Source organism: Microbacterium sp. NPDC091662 (assembly GCF_044756705.1).
GTDB lineage: Bacteria > Actinomycetota > Actinomycetes > Actinomycetales > Microbacteriaceae > Microbacterium.
Genome location: NZ_JBIVTM010000002.1, coordinates 879,409 through 896,933 on the forward strand (window position 1 = coordinate 879,409; position 17,525 = coordinate 896,933).

The window sequence follows — 17,525 nt, forward strand, 5'->3', positions numbered from 1 at the left end:
CTCACAAGCCTAACGAGCGCCGCCGACATCCCGTCCCGGCCGGTGCAGCTCCGTGAGCAGACGCTGCGCGAGGGGCGTGCTCGGATCGGGCGGCGGGGGAGGGGAGGCTTCAAGGTCGGCGAGTTCCTCCTCCGCATCGCGCACGGCCTTCGCTGCGCCCCACGCCCGGTACCAGGGCGCGGCGTCACGGGCGGCATGGGCTTCGCGCACGCGGATGCGCGCGGCCGTCAGCAGGGCCTGATACTCCGCCATGCGGCGCTCGGCCTCGGTCAGGGTGAGGAGGGGCAGGTCGCGATCCTGTGCGGCCACCGCGATCCACGAGGAGGCCACCAGCATCACGACACCGTTGACGCGGAACCACAGCAGAAGACCGATGAAGATCGCGAACGTCGCGAGCAGCGGGTTGGAGGGCGTGTAGCTGAGCAGGAAGCCCGCACCGAACTGCAGGATCGTCATCGCGCCGCCGCCCAGGAGAGCGCCGGGCCAGATCGTCTGCCAGTGGAGGGAGGTTCCGGTGAGGAATCGGACCATCGCCGCCAGGGCGCCCGACATCAGCGCGAACGAGACGATGACGGCGCCGATGCGGATGAGGATCACCCCGTTGGAACCGGAGTCCCAGCCCAGCAGACCGAGGAGCCAGCTCAGGATGGCGGCGCTGGCCGAACTGAGGACCGAACCGGCCACCAGGGAGGCTCCGAAGATCACCGCGGCGAGCAGGTCGCGCGCCTTCAGGATCACGTAGCTGCGGCGATCGGGCGGCAGGCCGAAGATGTCTCTGGTCGCACGACGCGAGAAGGTGACCCAGCCGATCGCGGTCCAGATGACAGTGCCGAGCGCGATCAGACCGGTGATGCTCAGGACTCCGGTCGTGCTCGCGGCGATGTCCTTCACCTGATCGGGCGTGACCACTCCACCCTCGGGGAGGATCAGATTGGGGATGTAGCTGTTGATCATCGCGATGAGGGCGTCGACGGCCTCATCGCTGCCGCCGAGCCAGAGCCCGGCGATCGCGAACGCGAGGTAGATCGCGGCGAAGATCGCGAAGAGGGCCTGGTAGCTCACGCCCGCGGCGAGGAGGAATCCGTTGTGCTGCAGGAAGTGTCGCCAGACGCGCACCGGGAACAGCCCGAGGGTGCGCTGCGTCAGTGCGGTGGCTCGTTCGACGGCCGCATCGAGGCGACCGGATTCGGTCGCGGAGCCATCGGGTTCAGACACGTCACCACCCTATCCAAGGGGAGGGGCGGGCGAGAGCAGGCGGAGACACGAGAACAGGCGGCCCCGCCGGGGAACCGCCTGTTCTCGCGTGATCGCCTGAAGCGGCGTCAGGGACGCCCGCGCAGCACGGCCTGCTTGACCTCGGCGATGGCCTTGGTCACCTCGATGCCACGCGGGCACGCCTCGGAGCAGTTGAAGGTGGTGCGGCAGCGCCACACGCCTTCCTTGTCGTTGAGGATGTCGAGGCGGACCGCCGCGTTGTCGTCGCGGGAGTCGAAGATGAAGCGGTGCGCGTTGACGATCGCGGCCGGGCCGAAGTACTGGCCGTCGGTCCAGAACACGGGGCACGACGAGGTGCACGCGGCGCACAGGATGCACTTGGTGGTGTCGTCGAAGATCTCGCGGTCGGCGATGGACTGCACGCGCTCCTTGCCCTTCTCCGGCACGGAGCTGGCGACGAGGAACGGCTGCACCTCGCGGTACGACGCGAAGAACGGCTCCATGTCGACGACGAGGTCCTTCTCCAGCGGCAGGCCCTTGATCGCCTCGACGTAGATCGGCTTCGAGATGTCGAGGTCCTTGATCAGCGTCTTGCACGCCAGGCGGTTGCGGCCGTTGATGCGCATGGCGTCGGAGCCGCAGATGCCGTGTGCACAGGAGCGGCGGAAGGTGAGCGAGCCGTCGACCTCCCACTTGATCTTGTGCAGGGCGTCGAGCACGCGGTCGGTGGAGTAGAGCTCCACGTCGTAGTCGACCCAGTGCGGCTCGGAGTCGACCTCCGGGTTGAACCGGCGGATGTTGAAGGTGACGATGAAGGACTGGATGCCGGTCTCTTCGGTCGTGTCGGCAGGTGCCTCTGCGATGGCGGTCGACATGCTCAGTACTTCCTCTCCATCGGCGGGTAGTTGAACTCGCCCTGATCGTTCTTCGTGAAGACGACCGGCTTCCAGTCGAGCTTGATGTGGTCGCTCGGCGTGGAGGAGTGCGGGTCACCGGTCAGGTAGGCCATGGTGTGCTTCATGTACTTCTCGTCGTTGCGCTTCGGGAAGTCGTCGCGCATGTGGCCGCCGCGGCTCTCCTCGCGGTTCTGCGCGGCGTAGACGACGACCTCGGCGATGTCGAGGAGGAAGCCCAGTTCGACGGCTTCGAGCAGGTCGGTGTTGAACCGCTGACCCTTGTCGTCGACGTGCACGTTCTTGTAGCGCTCGCGCAGCTCGGCGATGACGCCGAGCACGTGCTGGAGGGAATCGTGCGTGCGGAACACCTGCGCGCCCTTGTCCATCTCGTCCTGCAGCGTCTTGCGGAGCACCGCGATGCGCTCGGTGCCCTGGTTGTTGCGCAGGTCTTCGAGCATGCCCGACACGAAGGCCGCCGGGTTCTCGGGGAGCGGGACGAACTCGGCGGTCTTGACGTACTCGACGGCGTTGCGACCGGCGCGCTTGCCGAAGACGTTGATGTCGAGCAGCGAGTTGGTGCCGAGGCGGTTGGCGCCGTGCACCGAGACGCAGGCGCACTCACCGGCAGCGTAGAGGCCGGGGACGACGGTGGTGTTGTCTGCGAGCACCTCGCCGTCGTTGTTGGTCGGAATGCCGCCCATGGCGTAGTGCGCGGTGGGCATCACGGGCACGGGCTCGACGACCGGGTCGACACCGAGGTAGGTGCGGGCGAACTCGGTGATGTCGGGGAGCTTGGTCTCGAGTACCTCGGCGCCCAGGTGCGTGCAGTCCAGCAGCACGTAGTCCTTGTGCGGGCCGGCGCCGCGGCCGTCGAGGACCTCCTGCACCATGCAGCGCGCGACGATGTCACGCGGGGCGAGGTCCTTGATGGTCGGTGCGTAGCGCTCCATGAAGCGTTCACCGGAGGCGTTGCGCAGGATCGCGCCCTCACCTCTGGCGCCTTCGGTCAGGAGGATGCCGAGACCGGCGAGGCCGGTGGGGTGGAACTGGAAGAACTCCAGGTCCTCGAGGGGGAGTCCCTTGCGCCACACGATGCCGACGCCGTCGCCGGTGAGGGTGTGCGCGTTCGAGGTGGTCTTGAAGATCTTGCCGAAGCCGCCGGTCGCGAAGATCACGGCCTTGGCCTGGAAGACGTGCAGCTCGCCCGTGGCGAGGTCGTAGGCGACGACGCCCGAGACCTGGGTCTTGCCGTCGGCGTCCTTCACCGTCAGCAGGTCGAGCACGTAGAACTCGTTGAAGAAGTTGATGCCGAGCTTGACGCAGTTCTGGAACAGCGTCTGCAGGATCATGTGGCCGGTGCGGTCGGCGGCGTAGCAGGCGCGGCGGACCGGGGTCTTGCCGTGCTCTGCCGTGTGCCCGCCGAAGCGACGCTGGTCGATCTTGCCCTCGGGCGTGCGGTTGAACGGAAGGCCCATGTTCTCGAGGTCGATGACCGCGTCGATGGCTTCCTTCGCGAGGATCTCGGCCGCGTCCTGGTCGACGAGGTAGTCGCCGCCCTTGACGGTGTCGAAGGTGTGCCACTCCCAGGAGTCCTCTTCGACGTTCGCGAGGGCCGCCGCCATGCCGCCCTGTGCCGCACCGGTGTGCGAGCGCGTGGGGTACAGCTTGGAGATCACCGCGGTCTTCGCCCCCGGGCCCGCTTCGATGGCGGCACGCATGCCCGCCCCACCGGCTCCCACGATGACGATGTCGAACTGGTGGTAGTGCACGCCGTCACGGACGACGGAATCCTGCGTCTCGGTAGTCACTTCTCGTATGCCTTCTTCTAGTTCCCGACGATCGCGGCGCATTCGGACCAGAGGACGCTGTCCTCGGTCACACCCAGGCACGGGTCGAACGTGAAGACCACGAGTGTGCCGAGGATGATGAGCAGGCCGGCGGCCAGCCCGAGCGCCCAGACCAGCGCCTTGCGCGCCGTGCTGTTCGTCACGTAGTCGTTCACGATCGTGCGCATGCCGTTGGCGCCGTGGATGAGTGCGAGCCACAGCATCAGCACGTCCCACCACTGCCAGAACGGCGTGGCGAACTTGCCGGCGATGAACGCGAAGTCGAGGGCGTGGATGCCTTCGCCGACCATGAGGTTGACGAACAGGTGGCCGAAGATCAGCACGACGAGCACGACGCCCGAGACGCGCATGAAGATCCAGCCCCACTTTTCGAGGTTGACGCCGCGGCGGCGACGCACCGGGGCGGCGGCGATGGTCTGAGCAGACATCAGTGTCCCCCTCCGAACCCGGCGAATGCGAGCATCAGGTGGCGGGGCACGAAGCCGGCCATGATGATGCCCCACACCAGCAGGACGCCCCAGAACAGCTGACGCTGATACTTGGCACCCTTCGACCAGAAGTCGACGGCGATGATGCGCAGGCCGTTCATCGCGTGGAACACGATGCCGGCGACGAGCACGACCTCACCGAGGGCCATGATCGGGTTCTTGTATGTGCCGATGACGGCGTTGTACGCCTCCGGCGACACCCTGATCAGCGCCGTGTCGAGCACGTGCACCAACAGGAAGAAGAAGATGGCGACTCCGGTGATGCGGTGAAGCACCCACGACCACATGCCTTCGCGACCCCGATAGAGGGTGCCGCGGGGGGTCTTGGACGTGGTTTCCGAAATCGACGGTGTCAAGCGTGCGCTTGTGGACACGGTCGTCCTCCCTGGATCGATGTGACTCGGTCGCGTGCGCTGCGCTTGTCCAAGTGTGAGCCTGTCGAAGTGTCAGGCACGCCCGATCGGTGTCCATCCTATTCCTGTCAGATCACTGGGAGCGACGAAGGGGAGCCTAAGTGTCTCGATGTCGAGAGAGCGCGGGGGTGTCGCCTCGCTCGGATCCGACGGGTGCGGGGCAGCCGGGTGTGCTCAGGCGACGCCATCGAGGGATGCCAGGACATCGAATTCGAATCCGTCGGCCCGCGCGATGTGCACACGTTGGCGCGTGCCGCCGTCGGCGAGGGTGACGAGTCCGCGCGGACCCTCGTACGAGACCCCTTCGCTCGCACTGGACAGCAGCGAGCGCCGGTCGAGGGAGCGCGCGTGCTCGGCGGCGGCGGCCAGAGCGAGTATCCCCTCGTAACACGACTCGGCCGCGTTGTTGAGTGCGGGGGCATCGAAGCCGAACTCCGCTCCGTAGGCTCCCGCGAAATCGAGCGCGGCAGGGCTCGCGAGGGTATTGAAGTAGGCCGCGGCCACGTAGAGGTCGTGGACGGCGTCCGCTCCGGAGGCCAGCAGCATGTTCTCCTCCATCAAGGGAGTGAAGCGGATCAGCCGATCTTGCAGCCCTGCGGCGGCGAGTGGCCTCTACCTCTTCGGCTTCACGTATCTGTGGGTGGGGATCAACGCGCTCGCCGGGCTTCCCGCTCGCGGGCTCGGGTGGTTCTCGTTGTTCGTGGCTGTCGTGGCGATGGGCTTCGCGGGGAGCACCTGGGCGCAGGGTGGTCGGGTCTTCGCCGTGATCTGGATACTCTGGGCCGTGCTGTGGGGGCTGTTCTTCCTGGTCCTCGGGCTGGAGAAGCATGCTCTGACGCGTTTCACGGGTGCCGTCGCCGTGGCGGAGGGCATCGGCACGGCGGCGATCCCCGCCTGGCTGTCGCTCACGGGCGCGTTCGAGGACTCGGCCGCATCGGCGCTCGTGTACGCGATCGCCGCTTTCATCCTGCTGCCGATCCTCTACGTGCTCACGCGAGTGCGCGGTGCCGGTCGACCACCCGCCGAGATCACAGCGCAGAGTGCCGGATGATCGATGCGGGAATCGGCGGTGATCTCTGCGGCTACCCTGGGCAGGGTGAGCGCACCCATCAAGGATTTCTATGCAGTGATTCCCGCCGGCGGCATCGGCAGCAGACTGTGGCCGCTCTCCCGGGCGGATGCGCCGAAGTTCCTGCACGACCTGACGGGCTCTGGGCATTCGCTGCTGCGTGACACCTGGGATCGTCTCGAGCCGCTCGCCGGCGCGGACCGGATCGCCGTCGTCACCGGCCGTGCCCATCGCGCGGCCGTCGAGGCGGAGCTGCCGGGGATCCCCGACCCGAACGTCTTCCTGGAGTCGGAGCCGCGTGAGTCGGCTGCGGCGATCGGACTCGCTGCGGCCATCCTGCACCGCCGCAATCCCGACGTGATCATCGGATCCTTCAGCGCAGACCACGTGATCCGCGGTACCCGCGTGTTCGAGTTCGCGGTCCGCGACGCCGTCGAAGTGGCGCGCGAAGGTTACATCTGCACGATCGGCATAACGCCGACCGAGCCGGCGATCGGGTTCGGCTACATCAAGATGGGCCCCGAACTGGTGGTCGACGGGGCACGCGAGGCCGCTCTGGTCGAGAGCTTCGTGGAGAAGCCCGATCTCGAGACCGCGAAGGAGTACATCGCGGATCGCGGATACCTCTGGAACGCGGGTATGTTCATCGCCAAGGCCAGCGTGCTGCTGGAGGAGTTGGCCGTGAACGAGCCCGAGCTGCACGCCGGTCTGCTCGAACTCGCCGAGGCCTGGGACGACCGCGATCGTCGTGGCCCCGCCGTCGACCGCATCTGGCCGCGCCTGAAGAAGATCGCCATCGACTACGCCGTCGCCGAGCCGGCCGCCCGTCGCGGACGCCTCGCCGTGGTCCCCGGTCACTTCGACTGGGACGATGTGGGAGACTTCGCGTCACTCACGAAGCTCATCACCAACGGCCGCAAGAACGACCTCGCCGTGCTCGGCCCGAATGCGCGGGTGCTCACCGACGGAGCGAGCGGAATCCTCGTCAGCCAGACCTCGCGCGTCATCAGCCTGGTGGGGGTGCAGGACATCGTCGTGGTCGACACCCCTGATGCGCTGCTGGTCACCACGGTCCAGCATGCGCAGCGGGTGAAGGGCGTCGTCGAGTCGCTCAAGCTCACCGGTCGTGGGGACGTGCTCTGACGCCTGCTCTGATGAGCACGCGCCGACGCTCATCGGCTGTCTTGATTTCAGCTTGGTAACCATTGGCCAGCACGTGCGGCACGGGCGTGCACAAAAGCCGAAACAGTAGGTAACTTTGATCGATCCGCGATGGCCGCGGTTTCGTTGAGGGAGGCATCAGTTGACCATCTCCACCACCAAGAAGCTGCTCGGCGTCACCGTCGCCGCGGGCGTCGTCTTCGCACTCGCCGGTTGCGGCCAGGCGCCGACAGACAAGCCCGCCGGCTCCGGCGAGCCGGTCGCCTCCGACTTCCTTCCCTGCCTCGTCTCGGACGCCGGCGGATGGAACGACAAGTCGTTCAACCAGTCCGCCAAGGAGGGCATGGACAGCGCCGCCGAGGAGCTGGACATCAAGCCGCTCGAGTTCGAGTCGGCCAATGACAACGACTACGCGCCGAACCTCGAGACCGCGGTCTCCGAGGGCTGCTCGCTCATCGTCTCGGTCGGCTTCAAGCTGTCCGCCGCCACGGTCGAGTCGGCTCTCGCGAACCCCGACATCGATTACGCGATCATCGACGACTGGGCCGACAACGACTTCGACGGCAACGTCGATGCTCCGAACATCAAGCCCCTGGTCTTCGACACGGCTCAGGCCGCTTACCTCGGTGGTTACGCCGCCGCGTCGTGGTCTGCGCAGAGCGGTGTGAACAAGGTCGGCACGTTCGGCGGAATGCAGATCCCGTCCGTCGCCGTGTTCATGGACGGCTACCAGCTCGGCGTCGAGAAGTACAACGAGGACAAGTCCGCATCGGTCGAGGTCTTCGGCTGGGATGAGGCCACGCAGAAGGGCTCCTTCACGGGCGGCTTCGACGCCAACGACACCGCCAAGCAGACCGCACAGGGTGTGCTCGACCAGGGCGTCGACGTCATCCTCCCGGTCGGCGGACCCGTCTACCAGAGCGCGGCTGCGGCGATCGCCGACAGCGGCAAGGACACCCTGATGCTCGGTGTCGACAGCGACCTCGCCGTCGCAGACCCGAGCGTGGCCGGCATCACGCTCGTCTCGATCATGAAGGCGATCGACGTCGCCGTGAAGGACGCGACCATGGCCGCGGCCAAGGGCGAGTTCGACCCGGCACCGTACGTGGGCACTCTCGAGAACGAGGGCGTCAAGCTCTCCGGCTTCGGCGAGTTCGAGTCGAAGCTCCCGGAGGGGCTGACCGACGAGCTCAAGACTCTGCAGGAGCAGATCATCTCGGGCGACATCAAGGTGGAGTCCCCGAACTCCCCGACCTCCAAGTAAATCCGTCGCAGTTCCCGCACGGGGCGAGTGGTGAGCAGGCTGCCACTCGCCCCGTGTCGTGGACGGACGATGATTCTCCTGGATAACTCTTCTGGATAAGGTGCAGATATGAAGCTCGAACTTCGCGGCATCACCAAGCGATTCGGCACCCTCGTTGCCAACGACCACATCGATCTGGTGGTCGAACCGGGTGAGATCCACGCGCTGCTCGGTGAGAACGGCGCAGGCAAGTCCACCCTCATGAACGTGCTCTACGGCCTGTATCAGGCCGATGAGGGCGAGATCCTCCTCGATGACGAGGTGCAGCGCTTCCGCGGTCCCGGTGACGCGATGGCTGCGGGGATCGGCATGGTCCACCAGCACTTCATGCTCGTCCCGGTGTTCACCGTGGCCGAGAACGTCATGCTCGGACACGAGCAGACCAAGGCACTCGGCACGCTCGACATCGCGAAGGCGCGAGAGCATGTGCGGTCCGTGGCGGCCCGCTTCGGTTTCGACATCGACCCCGACGCCCTCGTCGGAGATCTCCCCGTCGGCGTGCAGCAGCGCGTCGAGATCATCAAGGCGCTGTCGCGCGACGCCAAGGTGCTCGTGTTCGACGAGCCCACCGCGGTGCTCACGCCGCAGGAGACCGATGAGCTGATGGGCATCATGCGTCAGCTGCGTGACGAGGGCACGGCGATCGTGTTCATCACGCACAAGCTCCGCGAGGTCCGCGAGGTCGCCGACAAGATCACGATCGTGCGCCTCGGCAAGGTCGTGGGTGAGGCTTCGCCCACGGCGACGAACTCCGAGCTGGCATCGCTCATGGTCGGCCGCGCGGTCGAACTCACCGTGCACAAGGAGCCGCCCCGCTTGGGCGAGGGTGGTTTCGAGGTCGCGGGGCTGCGCGTTCTGACCCCCACCGGCGCGATCGTCGTCGACGGCGTCGACTTCACCGTCCGTCCGGGGGAGGTGCTCGCGATCGCGGGCGTCCAGGGCAACGGTCAGACCGAGCTGGTGGAGGCCATCGTCGGTCTCGCCGCCCGCGTCGAAGGCAGCATCCGACTCGACGGCAACGAGCTCGTCGGCAAGAGCGTGCGGGCGATCCTCGACGCCGGCGTCGGCTTCGTACCGGAGGACCGGACCGAAGACGGTCTGGTCGCCGGGTTCTCCGTCGCGGAGAACCTGATCCTCGACCGTTCGGACGACCCGGCGTTCAGCCGCGCCGGCACACTGCGGCGCGGAGCGCTCGACGAGTTCGCCCGCGCCCGCATCACCGAGTACGACATCCGCACGCAGGGCCCGGAGACGCCTGCCGGCACGCTGTCCGGTGGAAACCAGCAGAAGGTCGTCATCGCCAGGGAGATGAGCCGCGATCTGCGCCTTCTCGTCGCGGCGCAGCCCACTCGCGGCGTCGACGTCGGCTCGATCGAGTTCATCCACAAGCGGATCATCGAGACGCGAGACGCGGGCGTGCCCGTGATCGTCGTCTCAACGGAGCTCGACGAGGTCGCAGCTCTCGCCGATCGGATCGCGGTCATGTACCGCGGCACGATCGTCGGCATCGTCCCCGGTGACACGCCTCGGGAGACGCTCGGACTCATGATGGCCGGAGCGGCCGAAGGGGAGGTGGCCGCGTGAGCGGAGCGACACCCGGCGCAGGAGATGTGACCAAGGGGATCCCGCCGCAGGAGCTCGCGACGAGCACCGGCACGGTCCCACGCGATCCGTCGGATGTGCCGCCGCCCCCGCGCGGCAATGTCATCCTCAAGGAGATCCTCCGCGGCAGCGCCGTGACCACGATCCTCGCGATCGTCCTCGCGCTGATCGTCGGCGGCATCCTCATCGCGCTGACGAACGAAGACGTGCAGGAGGCGTCGGTCTACTTCTTCGCGCAGCCCGGTGACACGTTCGTCGCCGCGTGGAACGCCGTCTACAACGGATACGAGGCGCTGTTCCGCGGGGCGATCTTCAACGCCCGCGGAGCGGACTTCGCGGCGCAGATCCGACCGCTGACCAATACGCTCGGCTTCGCAGCACCGCTGATCGCTGCCGGCCTCGGCGTCGCGCTGGCATTCCGTGTCGGTCTGTTCAACATCGGTGCCCGCGGTCAGATGCTCATCGGTGTCGCCGTCGCCGCACTGCTGACGTTCTCGCTCGACCTGCCGATCTGGCTGCACATCCCGGTCACCCTGATCGCCGGTATCGCGGGCGGTGCGCTCTGGGGAGCGATCGCGGGACTCATCAAGGCGCGCACCGGTGCGCACGAGGTGATCCTCACGATCATGCTCAACTACATCGCGTACTACCTGCTGCTGTGGATGATCCGCACCCCGGGCCTGTTGCAGAAGCCGGGCACCAACCAGGCTCTCGGCTCTGCGACGCCGGAGAGCGCGCAGTTCCCGACGCTGCTCGGACCGCAGTTCCCGCTGCTCGACCTCGGCTTCGTGATCGTGATCGTGGCCACCCTGTTCGTCTGGTGGCTCATCGAGCGCTCCTCCCTCGGCATGCGGATGCGCGCCGTGGGCGAGAACCCGCACGCCGCGCGAGCCGCCGGCATCAGCGTGCAGCGCATCTACGTCTACGCCATGCTCTTCGCGGGCGGACTCGCGGGACTCGCGGGCATGAACCAGATCCAGGGAGCGGTGACCACGGGTGTCACCGAGACCATCGACGCCGGCATCGGCTTCGATGCCATCACCGTCGCGCTCCTCGGCCGCAGCCGCGCCTGGGGTACCTTCGCCGCCGGCATCCTGTTCGGCGCGCTCAAGGCAGGGTCCTTCTCGATGCAGGCGCAGGACATCCCGGTCGACATCGTGCTCGTGGTGCAGTCGCTCGTCGTGCTGTTCATCGCTGCGCCGCCGCTGCTGCGCACGGTGTTCTTCCTCCCCAAGACCGATATCGAGAAGGCGGCCAGGCTCCGAGCCAAGGCTGCGAAGAAGGCGGTGGCGGCATGATGTCCCTCGTGCAGACCCAAGCCGCTGACGGCACGGTGCAGCTCGCGACCGTGAAGGAGCGACACCTCAAGGCGCCGATCGTCCTGGCCGGAGCCACCGTGCTCCTCGCCCTGCTGTTCCTGCTCGTGCCGCGCGACGGCATCAGCACCTTCCGTCTCTCCGACCAGTCCTCGGCGCTCGCGCTGCCGGACGTGGCACTGCCGACGGCCTCGACCTTCTGGGTCGTGTTCGGCATCCTCGTGCTGCTCACGGTCGGGGCGTTCCTGCGGGCATGGACCTACCGCTCGCCGTCGCTGTGGCTCGTGATCGCCTTCAGCGTGCTGGCCGTCTTCGCGTTCCTCGTCTGGGCCTCGGCCGGCGGACTGGTACCGGTCACGAGCCTGCTGTTCGGTGCGGTCTCGCTCTCGGTGCCCCTGGTCTTCGGTGCTCTGGGTGGCGTGATCGGCGAGCGCGCGGGTGTCGTGAACGTCGCGATCGAGGGGCAGCTGCTTCTCGGCGCGTTCTCGGCGGCGCTCCTGTCGAGCATCACCGGCAACCCCTTCGTCGGCCTGGTCGGCGCGATGATCGGCGGCGTCCTTGTGGCGAGCGTCCTCGCCGCGTTCGCGATCAAGTACCTGGTCGAGCAGGTCATCGTCGGTGTCGTCCTCAACGTGCTCGTCACCGGTCTCACCGGTTTCCTCTACGGCGCGCTGCTCGCGCCCAACGAGGCGACACTGAACACCCCGGTGCGGTTCCCGCGTGTCGAGATCCCGGTGCTCAGCGACATCCCGATCATCGGGCCGGTGCTCTTCAACCAGACGTTCATCGGGTACCTGATGTTCATCACGGTCGCCGTGGTGGCCTGGGGCCTGTACCGCACCCGTTGGGGCCTGCGGCTGCGTGCCGTCGGCGAACACCCGCAGGCGGCGGACACCGTGGGCATCAAGGTGAACCCGACCCGGTTCTGGAACGTGCTGCTCGCCGGTGCGATCGCCGGCATGGGAGGGGCGTACTTCACGCTCGTCTCGGTGCCGCAGTTCGGCAAGGACATGACGGCGGGGCTCGGCTTCATCGCCCTCGCCGCCGTGATCTTCGGTCGCTGGGATCCGATCCGGGCGACGCTCGCAGCGCTGCTGTTCGGTTTCGCCACCAACCTGCAGAACCTGCTGTCGATCCTGAAGACACCCATCCCGGGCGAGTTCATGCTGATGTTGCCGTACGTGGTGACGTTGCTCGCGGTCGCCGGGTTCGCCGGGCAGATCAAGGCTCCTGCCGCTGACGGCAAGCCGTACATCAAGTCGTAGCCGGCCGGGAGAGGGAAGTATCGCAATGACCGACATCGACTGGGATGAACTGCGCCAGGTCGCAACGGAAGCCATGACGAAGGCGTACGCGCCGTACTCGCGCTACCGCGTGGGTGCAGCCGCCCTCGTCGGAGACGGCCGCATCGTGGCCGGCTGCAACGTGGAGAACGCCTCGTACGGCGTGACGCTGTGCGCCGAGTGCGCGCTGGTCGGCGACCTGCACATGTCGGGTGGCGGCCAGCTCGTCGCCTTCGTGTGCGTCAACAACGAGGGGCAGACCATCATGCCGTGCGGCCGCTGCCGTCAGCTGCTGTTCGAGCACGCCATGCCCGGGATGCTCCTGGAGACCGTCTCCGGCATCCGCACGATCGACGAGGTGCTGCCCGACGCATTCGGGCCGCGCGACCTGGAGGAAGCACGATGACCGCTGGACAGGCTCAGGGAGCCATCGAACCGTTCGACGCGATCGATGTGATCCGCGCCAAGCGCGACGGCGGTGCTGTGCCCGAGGCGGCGCTGCGCTGGATGGTCGACGCCTACACGCGGGGCTACGTCTCCGACGCGCAGATGGCCTCGTTCGCGATGGCGATCTTCCAGCGCGGCATGGAGCGCGACGAGATCCGGGTGCTGACCGACGCCATGATCGCGTCGGGGGAGCGGATGAGCTTCGCCTCGCTCGGCAAGCGCACGGTCGACAAGCACTCCACGGGTGGCGTGGGCGACAAGATCACGCTTCCGCTCGCCCCGCTGGTCGCCTCGTTCGGGGTGGCCGTGCCGCAGCTGAGCGGTCGCGGGCTCGGTCACACCGGCGGCACGCTCGACAAGCTCGAGTCGATCCCCGGCTGGCGCGCGGCCCTCAGCAACGAGGAGATGTTCGCGCAGATGCAGGGCGACGTAGGTGCGGTCATCTGCGCCGCCGGCTCCGGCCTCGCCCCGGCGGACAAGAAGCTGTACGCGCTCCGCGATGTCACGGGCACCGTCGAGGCGATCCCGCTGATCGCGTCGAGCATCATGTCGAAGAAGATCGCCGAGGGCACGGACGCTCTCGTGCTCGACGTGAAGTTCGGCTCCGGTGCGTTCATGCAGGACATCGACCGCGCTCGCGAGCTGGCCCGCACGATGGTCGCGCTCGGCACCGACTCCGGGGTCGCGACCACCGCGCTCCTGACCGACATGAACGTCCCTCTCGGCCTCGCGATCGGCAACGCCAACGAGGTCCGCGAATCCGTCGAGATCCTCGCCGGCGGCGGGCCCGCCGATGTGCGTGAGCTGACGATCGCGCTGGCACGCGAGATGCTCGCACTCGCCGGGCAGCCGGATGCCGACGTGGAGGCCGCCCTCGACGACGGCCGCGCGATGGATACCTGGAAGGCGATGATCCGCGCGCAGGATGGCGATCCGGATGCCGCCCTTCCGACGGCGCGCGAGACCCACCAGGTGCTCGCCCCGGCTGATGGAGTCATCACGCGCATGGATGCCCTCCCGTTCGGGGTCGCCGCCTGGCGCCTCGGGGCAGGGCGCGCCAGGGCACAGGACCCGGTGGTCTTCGAGGCGGGCATCGATCTGCATGCGAAGCCGGGCGACCGCGTCGTCGCCGGCCAGCCGCTCTTCACACTCTCGGCCGCCGACGACGCCCGATTCGGCCGGGCGCTCGACGCGCTCGAGGGCTCCTGGGAGATCGGGGACGAGGCGCCGGTCACCGGTCCCATCGTCCGCGAGCGCATCACGGCGTGACCTCGGACCGCTAGCCTGAACTGAGCACATCCGCGACTGAGAGGATCACCATGTCGATCGATGCGAACGGCGATGTCACGCTTCAGGGTGTCTCCTTGCGGAGCCTGCCCAAGGTGTCGCTGCACGACCACCTCGACGGCGCGCTGCGGCCCGCCACGATCATCGAGCTCGCGGACGCGATCGGCCTGGAGGTCCCGGAGTCCGACGCGAAGGCGCTGGGCTCGTGGTTCGCGAAGCAGAGCGACTCCGGTTCACTGGTCGAGTATCTCAAGACCTTCGACCTCACGACCGCCGTGATGCAGACCCAGGAGGGGCTCACCCGGGTCGCGCGGGAGTTCGTCCAGGATCTCGCCGCCGACGGAGTCATCTACGGCGAGGTGCGCTGGGCGCCCGAGCAGCACCTCGCGCGCGGCCTCACGCTGGAGCAGGCCGTTGAAGCAGTGCAGCAGGGCATCGAAGAGGGCGAGGACGCCGCGGACCGCTCGGGACGCAGCATCCGCGTCGGACAGCTGATCACGGCGATGCGGCACACCGACCGCGCCCTCGAGATCGCCGAGCTCGCGGTCGACTTCCGCGGCCGCGGCGCCGTGGGCTTCGACATCGCCGGCCCCGAGGACGGCTTCCCGCCGTCGAACCACCGCAAGGCGTTCGACTTCCTCGCGGAGAACTTCTTCCCCGTCACGGTGCACGCGGGAGAGGCGGCAGGTCCGGCCTCCATCCGCTCGGCGCTGCTGGACGGACGCGCGCTGCGGCTCGGTCACGGTGTGCGCATCGCAGAAGACCTCGAGGTCATCACGCAGGAAGGCGACGAGGTGCAGGTGCAGTTCGGCGACCTCGCGCGGTGGGTCCGCGATCGGGAGATCCCGCTCGAGCTCTCGCCGTCGTCGAACCTGCAGACCGGCGCCATCGCCGCGTGGGGCAACACCATGGTCGATCACCCCTTCGACCTGCTCTACCAGCTCGGATTCGCGGTGACGGTGAACGTCGACAACCGCACGATGAGCGCGACGTCGCTCACACGTGAACTCGCCCTGCTCGTCGAGGCGTTCGAGTATGACCTCGACGACCTCGAGACCTTCCAGTTCAACGCCGCCGCCGCAGCGTTCCTCCCGGTCGAGGAGCGCGAGGAGCTCGTGGAGATGATCGCCGAAGGCTTCGACGCCTGATCATGGCTTCCGGGGGGAAGAAACGGCGCACTCGCGCCACGATCATCATCAGCGCCGTCGTGGCAGCGGTCGTCGTCGTCGCAGGAGGTGCCGCCGGCTTCGTCTGGCTGAACCGCTCGCCGGAGAACACGATTCCGAAGGCGCAGTCCACGACGATCGAGCATCCGCTGACACCCGCGGAGCAGATCGTGGCCGACGCGAACGATCCCCGCGCCTGTGCGGTCACCTTCACGGGTGACGGGGCGCCTGCCGACCCGATGCTGCAGTTCCAGGACGCCCTGTACCAGGGGCTTCCGATCCCGCAGCTCGAAGGTCGGGTGTTCGCCGGCTGGTACGCGACAGCGGCAGACGCCGGAGCGTTGACGGTCGCCGCCCGCGTGAACGGCGCCGATCCCGTGGTGTGCACAGACCAGCAGGTCGAGCTCTTCGCCGCGTGGAAGACCCCGGAGGAGAACGCGGCCGAGAACGTGCGGGTCCCGATCCTCATGTACCACCAGTTCACGGCCAACCCCGAGGGGGAGAAGGGGTGGCTGCGCGGCAACTACGCGTACATCGGCGACTTCGACGCGCAGATGAACCACATCGCGACGACGGGCTTCTACCTGCCGACGTGGGACGAGCTCAGCGCCTTCATCGACGGTCGTCTCTCGCTCCCCGCCAAGAGCGTGATCATCACCGATGACGACGCCGACCAGTCGTGGTTCGATCTCGCGGTGCCGGTCGTCGACAAGTACAAGTTGCTCAGCACGTCGTTCATGATCACGGCGTATCGGCAGGACCCGGCGCCGTCCATCTACGTGCAGCGCCGCTCGCACACGCATGACATGCACCAGGCGGGGGAGAACGGCAAGGGTCGGATGGTCAATTGGACGGCCGATCAGATCGCGGCCGATCTCACGACGTCGGCCCAGATCCTCGGCGTGGGCCAGGTCGTGGCGTATCCGTACGGGCACTACAACGACACGACCAAGCAGGGCGTCGCGCAGGCCGGCTACGAGATGGGTCGGACCATCGAACCCGGATACGTGAAGATCGGCACGGACAAGCTCGCCCTTCCCGTCGTGCGCATCGACTACGGCATGGGGCTCGACGCGCTGGTCTCGCGCATCGGCTGAAAGAGACGGCTGAGACACGACGGCACGGCAGGATGGTGCCATGCCCTCCTCCTCAGCGCCCGCCGCGCGATCCGCCTCCGTCGTCATCGTCGGGCCGGCGTCGTGGAACAGGATCGTCGTGCTCGACCGGCTTCCGGAGCCGGTGCCGCACATGCAGTTCGCCGAGGACACGTGGGAGACGGTCGGCGGAACCAGTGCGGGCAAGGCGCTCAGCCTGACCGCGCTGGGCCGGACGACGCGGCTGCACGCCATCGCCGGAACGGATGCAGAGGGCGAACGCGTGCGCGACGCGCTGCGCGCCGCCGGCGTGCAGGCGTGCTGGGACGACGGCGTCACCGAACGGCATCTGAACCTGATGACACGCGAAGGCGATCGCGTCTCGCTGTATCTCTCGACACCGGGCGCGACCGAGGGTGCGTATGACGACCGGATGCGCGCGAGCATGCTCGCAGCCGACGCGATCGTGCTCGACCTCGCGGCGGAACCCCTGCGTCTGCTCCCGCTCGCCCGATCGACCGGCACCCCGATCTGGGTGGACGTACACGACTACGACGGCAGGGACGCATACCACCGACCGTTCCTCGAAGCTGCGGACGCGGTGTTCTGCAACGCCGACCGGCTCGACGACCCTGTCGCGTTCCTGCGGTCCCGCATCGACGCGGGGGCTCGTCTTGCCGTGTGCACCCTGGGCGCGGAGGGTGCCGTGGCCGTCGACGAAGACGGCGCGGTGGGTCGGGTTCCTGCCACGCCCGTCGAGGTGGTCGACACGAACGGCGCGGGTGATGCGTTCCTGGCGGGTGTGCTCGACGCGCGGCTCGACGGGGCGGGCGTCACCGCTGCGCTCGAGGCGGGGGCGCGTTCGGCGGCGTCGGTCCTGCGCACCCGGCATCTCCACCCCGTGCTCGACCCCGTCATCGGGGCCGAGGGGAGGTGAC

At 67.7% G+C, this 17,525-nt stretch carries 17 protein-coding genes; 11 read left to right on the forward strand and 6 right to left on the reverse strand.

Going from position 1 to position 17,525, the window contains the following annotated elements; genetic code table 11:
* Window positions 1–9 precede the first annotated feature (9 nt).
* The 6 genes from ACIQLD_RS17510 to ACIQLD_RS17535 all read right to left on the reverse strand — a co-directional run bounded on the left by ACIQLD_RS17510 (window position 10) and on the right by ACIQLD_RS17535 (window position 5,417).
* A complete protein-coding gene (locus ACIQLD_RS17510) occupies window positions 10–1,215 on the reverse strand; it encodes a YihY/virulence factor BrkB family protein (protein WP_402610058.1) in 1,206 nt (401 codons plus the stop codon).
* Between the two features lie 107 nt (window positions 1,216–1,322).
* Window positions 1,323–2,090: a succinate dehydrogenase iron-sulfur subunit gene (locus ACIQLD_RS17515; RefSeq protein ID WP_021199713.1), complete on the reverse strand. Its 768-nt coding sequence runs from the start codon at window positions 2,088–2,090 to the stop codon at window positions 1,323–1,325.
* 2 nt (window positions 2,091–2,092) lie between these two features.
* On the reverse strand, window positions 2,093–3,919 hold the full coding sequence (sdhA, locus tag ACIQLD_RS17520) for a succinate dehydrogenase flavoprotein subunit (RefSeq protein WP_402610061.1): 1,827 nt from the start codon (window positions 3,917–3,919) through the stop codon (window positions 2,093–2,095).
* Window positions 3,920–3,936: 17 nt separating this feature from the next.
* Window positions 3,937–4,386, reverse strand: a complete 450-nt coding sequence (locus tag ACIQLD_RS17525) for a succinate dehydrogenase hydrophobic membrane anchor subunit (protein ID WP_402610062.1) — start codon at window positions 4,384–4,386, stop codon at window positions 3,937–3,939.
* Entirely contained in the window at window positions 4,386–4,820 is a 435-nt protein-coding gene (gene sdhC, locus ACIQLD_RS17530) for a succinate dehydrogenase, cytochrome b556 subunit (protein WP_072591539.1), read from the reverse strand. The genes ACIQLD_RS17525 and sdhC overlap by 1 nt, the downstream gene beginning before the upstream one ends.
* Window positions 4,821–5,033: 213 nt before the next feature.
* Complete coding sequence (locus ACIQLD_RS17535; protein WP_402610064.1) at window positions 5,034–5,417, reverse strand: ABC transporter substrate-binding protein; 384 nt, start codon at window positions 5,415–5,417, stop codon at window positions 5,034–5,036.
* Here ACIQLD_RS17535 and ACIQLD_RS17540 point away from each other — a divergent pair.
* The 11 genes from ACIQLD_RS17540 (at window position 5,404) to ACIQLD_RS17590 (ending at window position 17,524) form a co-directional block, all read left to right on the forward strand.
* The gene (locus tag ACIQLD_RS17540; protein ID WP_402610066.1) at window positions 5,404–5,910 is read left to right on the forward strand and encodes an AmiS/UreI family transporter; all 507 of its coding nucleotides are present in this window, start codon (window positions 5,404–5,406) and stop codon (window positions 5,908–5,910) included. The two genes, ACIQLD_RS17535 and ACIQLD_RS17540, sit on opposite strands and share 14 nt — an antisense overlap.
* Before the next feature lie 45 nt (window positions 5,911–5,955).
* Entirely contained in the window at window positions 5,956–7,071 is a 1,116-nt protein-coding gene (locus ACIQLD_RS17545) for a mannose-1-phosphate guanylyltransferase (RefSeq protein WP_402610068.1), read from the forward strand.
* Between the two features lie 160 nt (window positions 7,072–7,231).
* Window positions 7,232–8,353, forward strand: coding sequence for a BMP family protein (locus tag ACIQLD_RS17550; RefSeq protein ID WP_402610070.1), 1,122 nt, complete (start codon window positions 7,232–7,234; stop codon window positions 8,351–8,353).
* Window positions 8,354–8,461: 108 nt separating this feature from the next.
* Entirely contained in the window at window positions 8,462–9,976 is a 1,515-nt protein-coding gene (locus tag ACIQLD_RS17555; RefSeq protein ID WP_402610072.1) for an ABC transporter ATP-binding protein, read from the forward strand.
* Window positions 9,973–11,292 (forward strand): ABC transporter permease, encoded by a 1,320-nt coding sequence (locus ACIQLD_RS17560; RefSeq protein WP_402610074.1) that lies wholly within the window; start codon window positions 9,973–9,975, stop codon window positions 11,290–11,292. Before ACIQLD_RS17555 ends, ACIQLD_RS17560 begins: the two co-directional genes overlap by 4 nt.
* Entirely contained in the window at window positions 11,292–12,575 is a 1,284-nt protein-coding gene (locus ACIQLD_RS17565) for an ABC transporter permease (protein WP_402610302.1), read from the forward strand. Before ACIQLD_RS17560 ends, ACIQLD_RS17565 begins: the two co-directional genes overlap by 1 nt.
* Before the next feature lie 25 nt (window positions 12,576–12,600).
* Complete coding sequence (locus ACIQLD_RS17570) at window positions 12,601–12,999, forward strand: cytidine deaminase (protein WP_349885713.1); 399 nt, start codon at window positions 12,601–12,603, stop codon at window positions 12,997–12,999.
* Entirely contained in the window at window positions 12,996–14,309 is a 1,314-nt protein-coding gene (locus ACIQLD_RS17575) for a thymidine phosphorylase (protein ID WP_402610077.1), read from the forward strand. Before ACIQLD_RS17570 ends, ACIQLD_RS17575 begins: the two co-directional genes overlap by 4 nt.
* A 50-nt stretch (window positions 14,310–14,359) precedes the next feature.
* Entirely contained in the window at window positions 14,360–15,475 is a 1,116-nt protein-coding gene (locus tag ACIQLD_RS17580; protein WP_402610079.1) for an adenosine deaminase, read from the forward strand.
* A gap of 2 nt (window positions 15,476–15,477) precedes the next feature.
* Window positions 15,478–16,590: a polysaccharide deacetylase family protein gene (locus ACIQLD_RS17585; protein WP_402610081.1), complete on the forward strand. Its 1,113-nt coding sequence runs from the start codon at window positions 15,478–15,480 to the stop codon at window positions 16,588–16,590.
* Between the two features lie 40 nt (window positions 16,591–16,630).
* Window positions 16,631–17,524, forward strand: coding sequence for a carbohydrate kinase family protein (locus ACIQLD_RS17590; RefSeq protein WP_402610083.1), 894 nt, complete (start codon window positions 16,631–16,633; stop codon window positions 17,522–17,524).
* The last annotated feature ends 1 nt before the right edge of the window (window position 17,525 follow it).

Coding starts and splice junctions, on each gene's coding strand:
- ACIQLD_RS17590 (WP_402610083.1), top strand. CDS start 16,631: ATGCCCTCCTCCTCAGCGCCCGCCGCGCGATCCGCCTCCGTCGTCATC.
- ACIQLD_RS17565 (WP_402610302.1), top strand. CDS start 11,292: ATGTCCCTCGTGCAGACCCAAGCCGCTGACGGCACGGTGCAGCTCGCG.
- ACIQLD_RS17540 (WP_402610066.1), top strand. CDS start 5,404: ATGTTCTCCTCCATCAAGGGAGTGAAGCGGATCAGCCGATCTTGCAGC.
- ACIQLD_RS17570 (WP_349885713.1), top strand. CDS start 12,601: ATGACCGACATCGACTGGGATGAACTGCGCCAGGTCGCAACGGAAGCC.
- ACIQLD_RS17580 (WP_402610079.1), top strand. CDS start 14,360: ATGTCGATCGATGCGAACGGCGATGTCACGCTTCAGGGTGTCTCCTTG.
- ACIQLD_RS17535 (WP_402610064.1), bottom strand. CDS start 5,417: ATGGAGGAGAACATGCTGCTGGCCTCCGGAGCGGACGCCGTCCACGAC.
- ACIQLD_RS17575 (WP_402610077.1), top strand. CDS start 12,996: ATGACCGCTGGACAGGCTCAGGGAGCCATCGAACCGTTCGACGCGATC.
- ACIQLD_RS17585 (WP_402610081.1), top strand. CDS start 15,478: ATGGCTTCCGGGGGGAAGAAACGGCGCACTCGCGCCACGATCATCATC.
- ACIQLD_RS17515 (WP_021199713.1), bottom strand. CDS start 2,090: ATGTCGACCGCCATCGCAGAGGCACCTGCCGACACGACCGAAGAGACC.
- ACIQLD_RS17555 (WP_402610072.1), top strand. CDS start 8,462: ATGAAGCTCGAACTTCGCGGCATCACCAAGCGATTCGGCACCCTCGTT.
- ACIQLD_RS17525 (WP_402610062.1), bottom strand. CDS start 4,386: ATGTCTGCTCAGACCATCGCCGCCGCCCCGGTGCGTCGCCGCCGCGGC.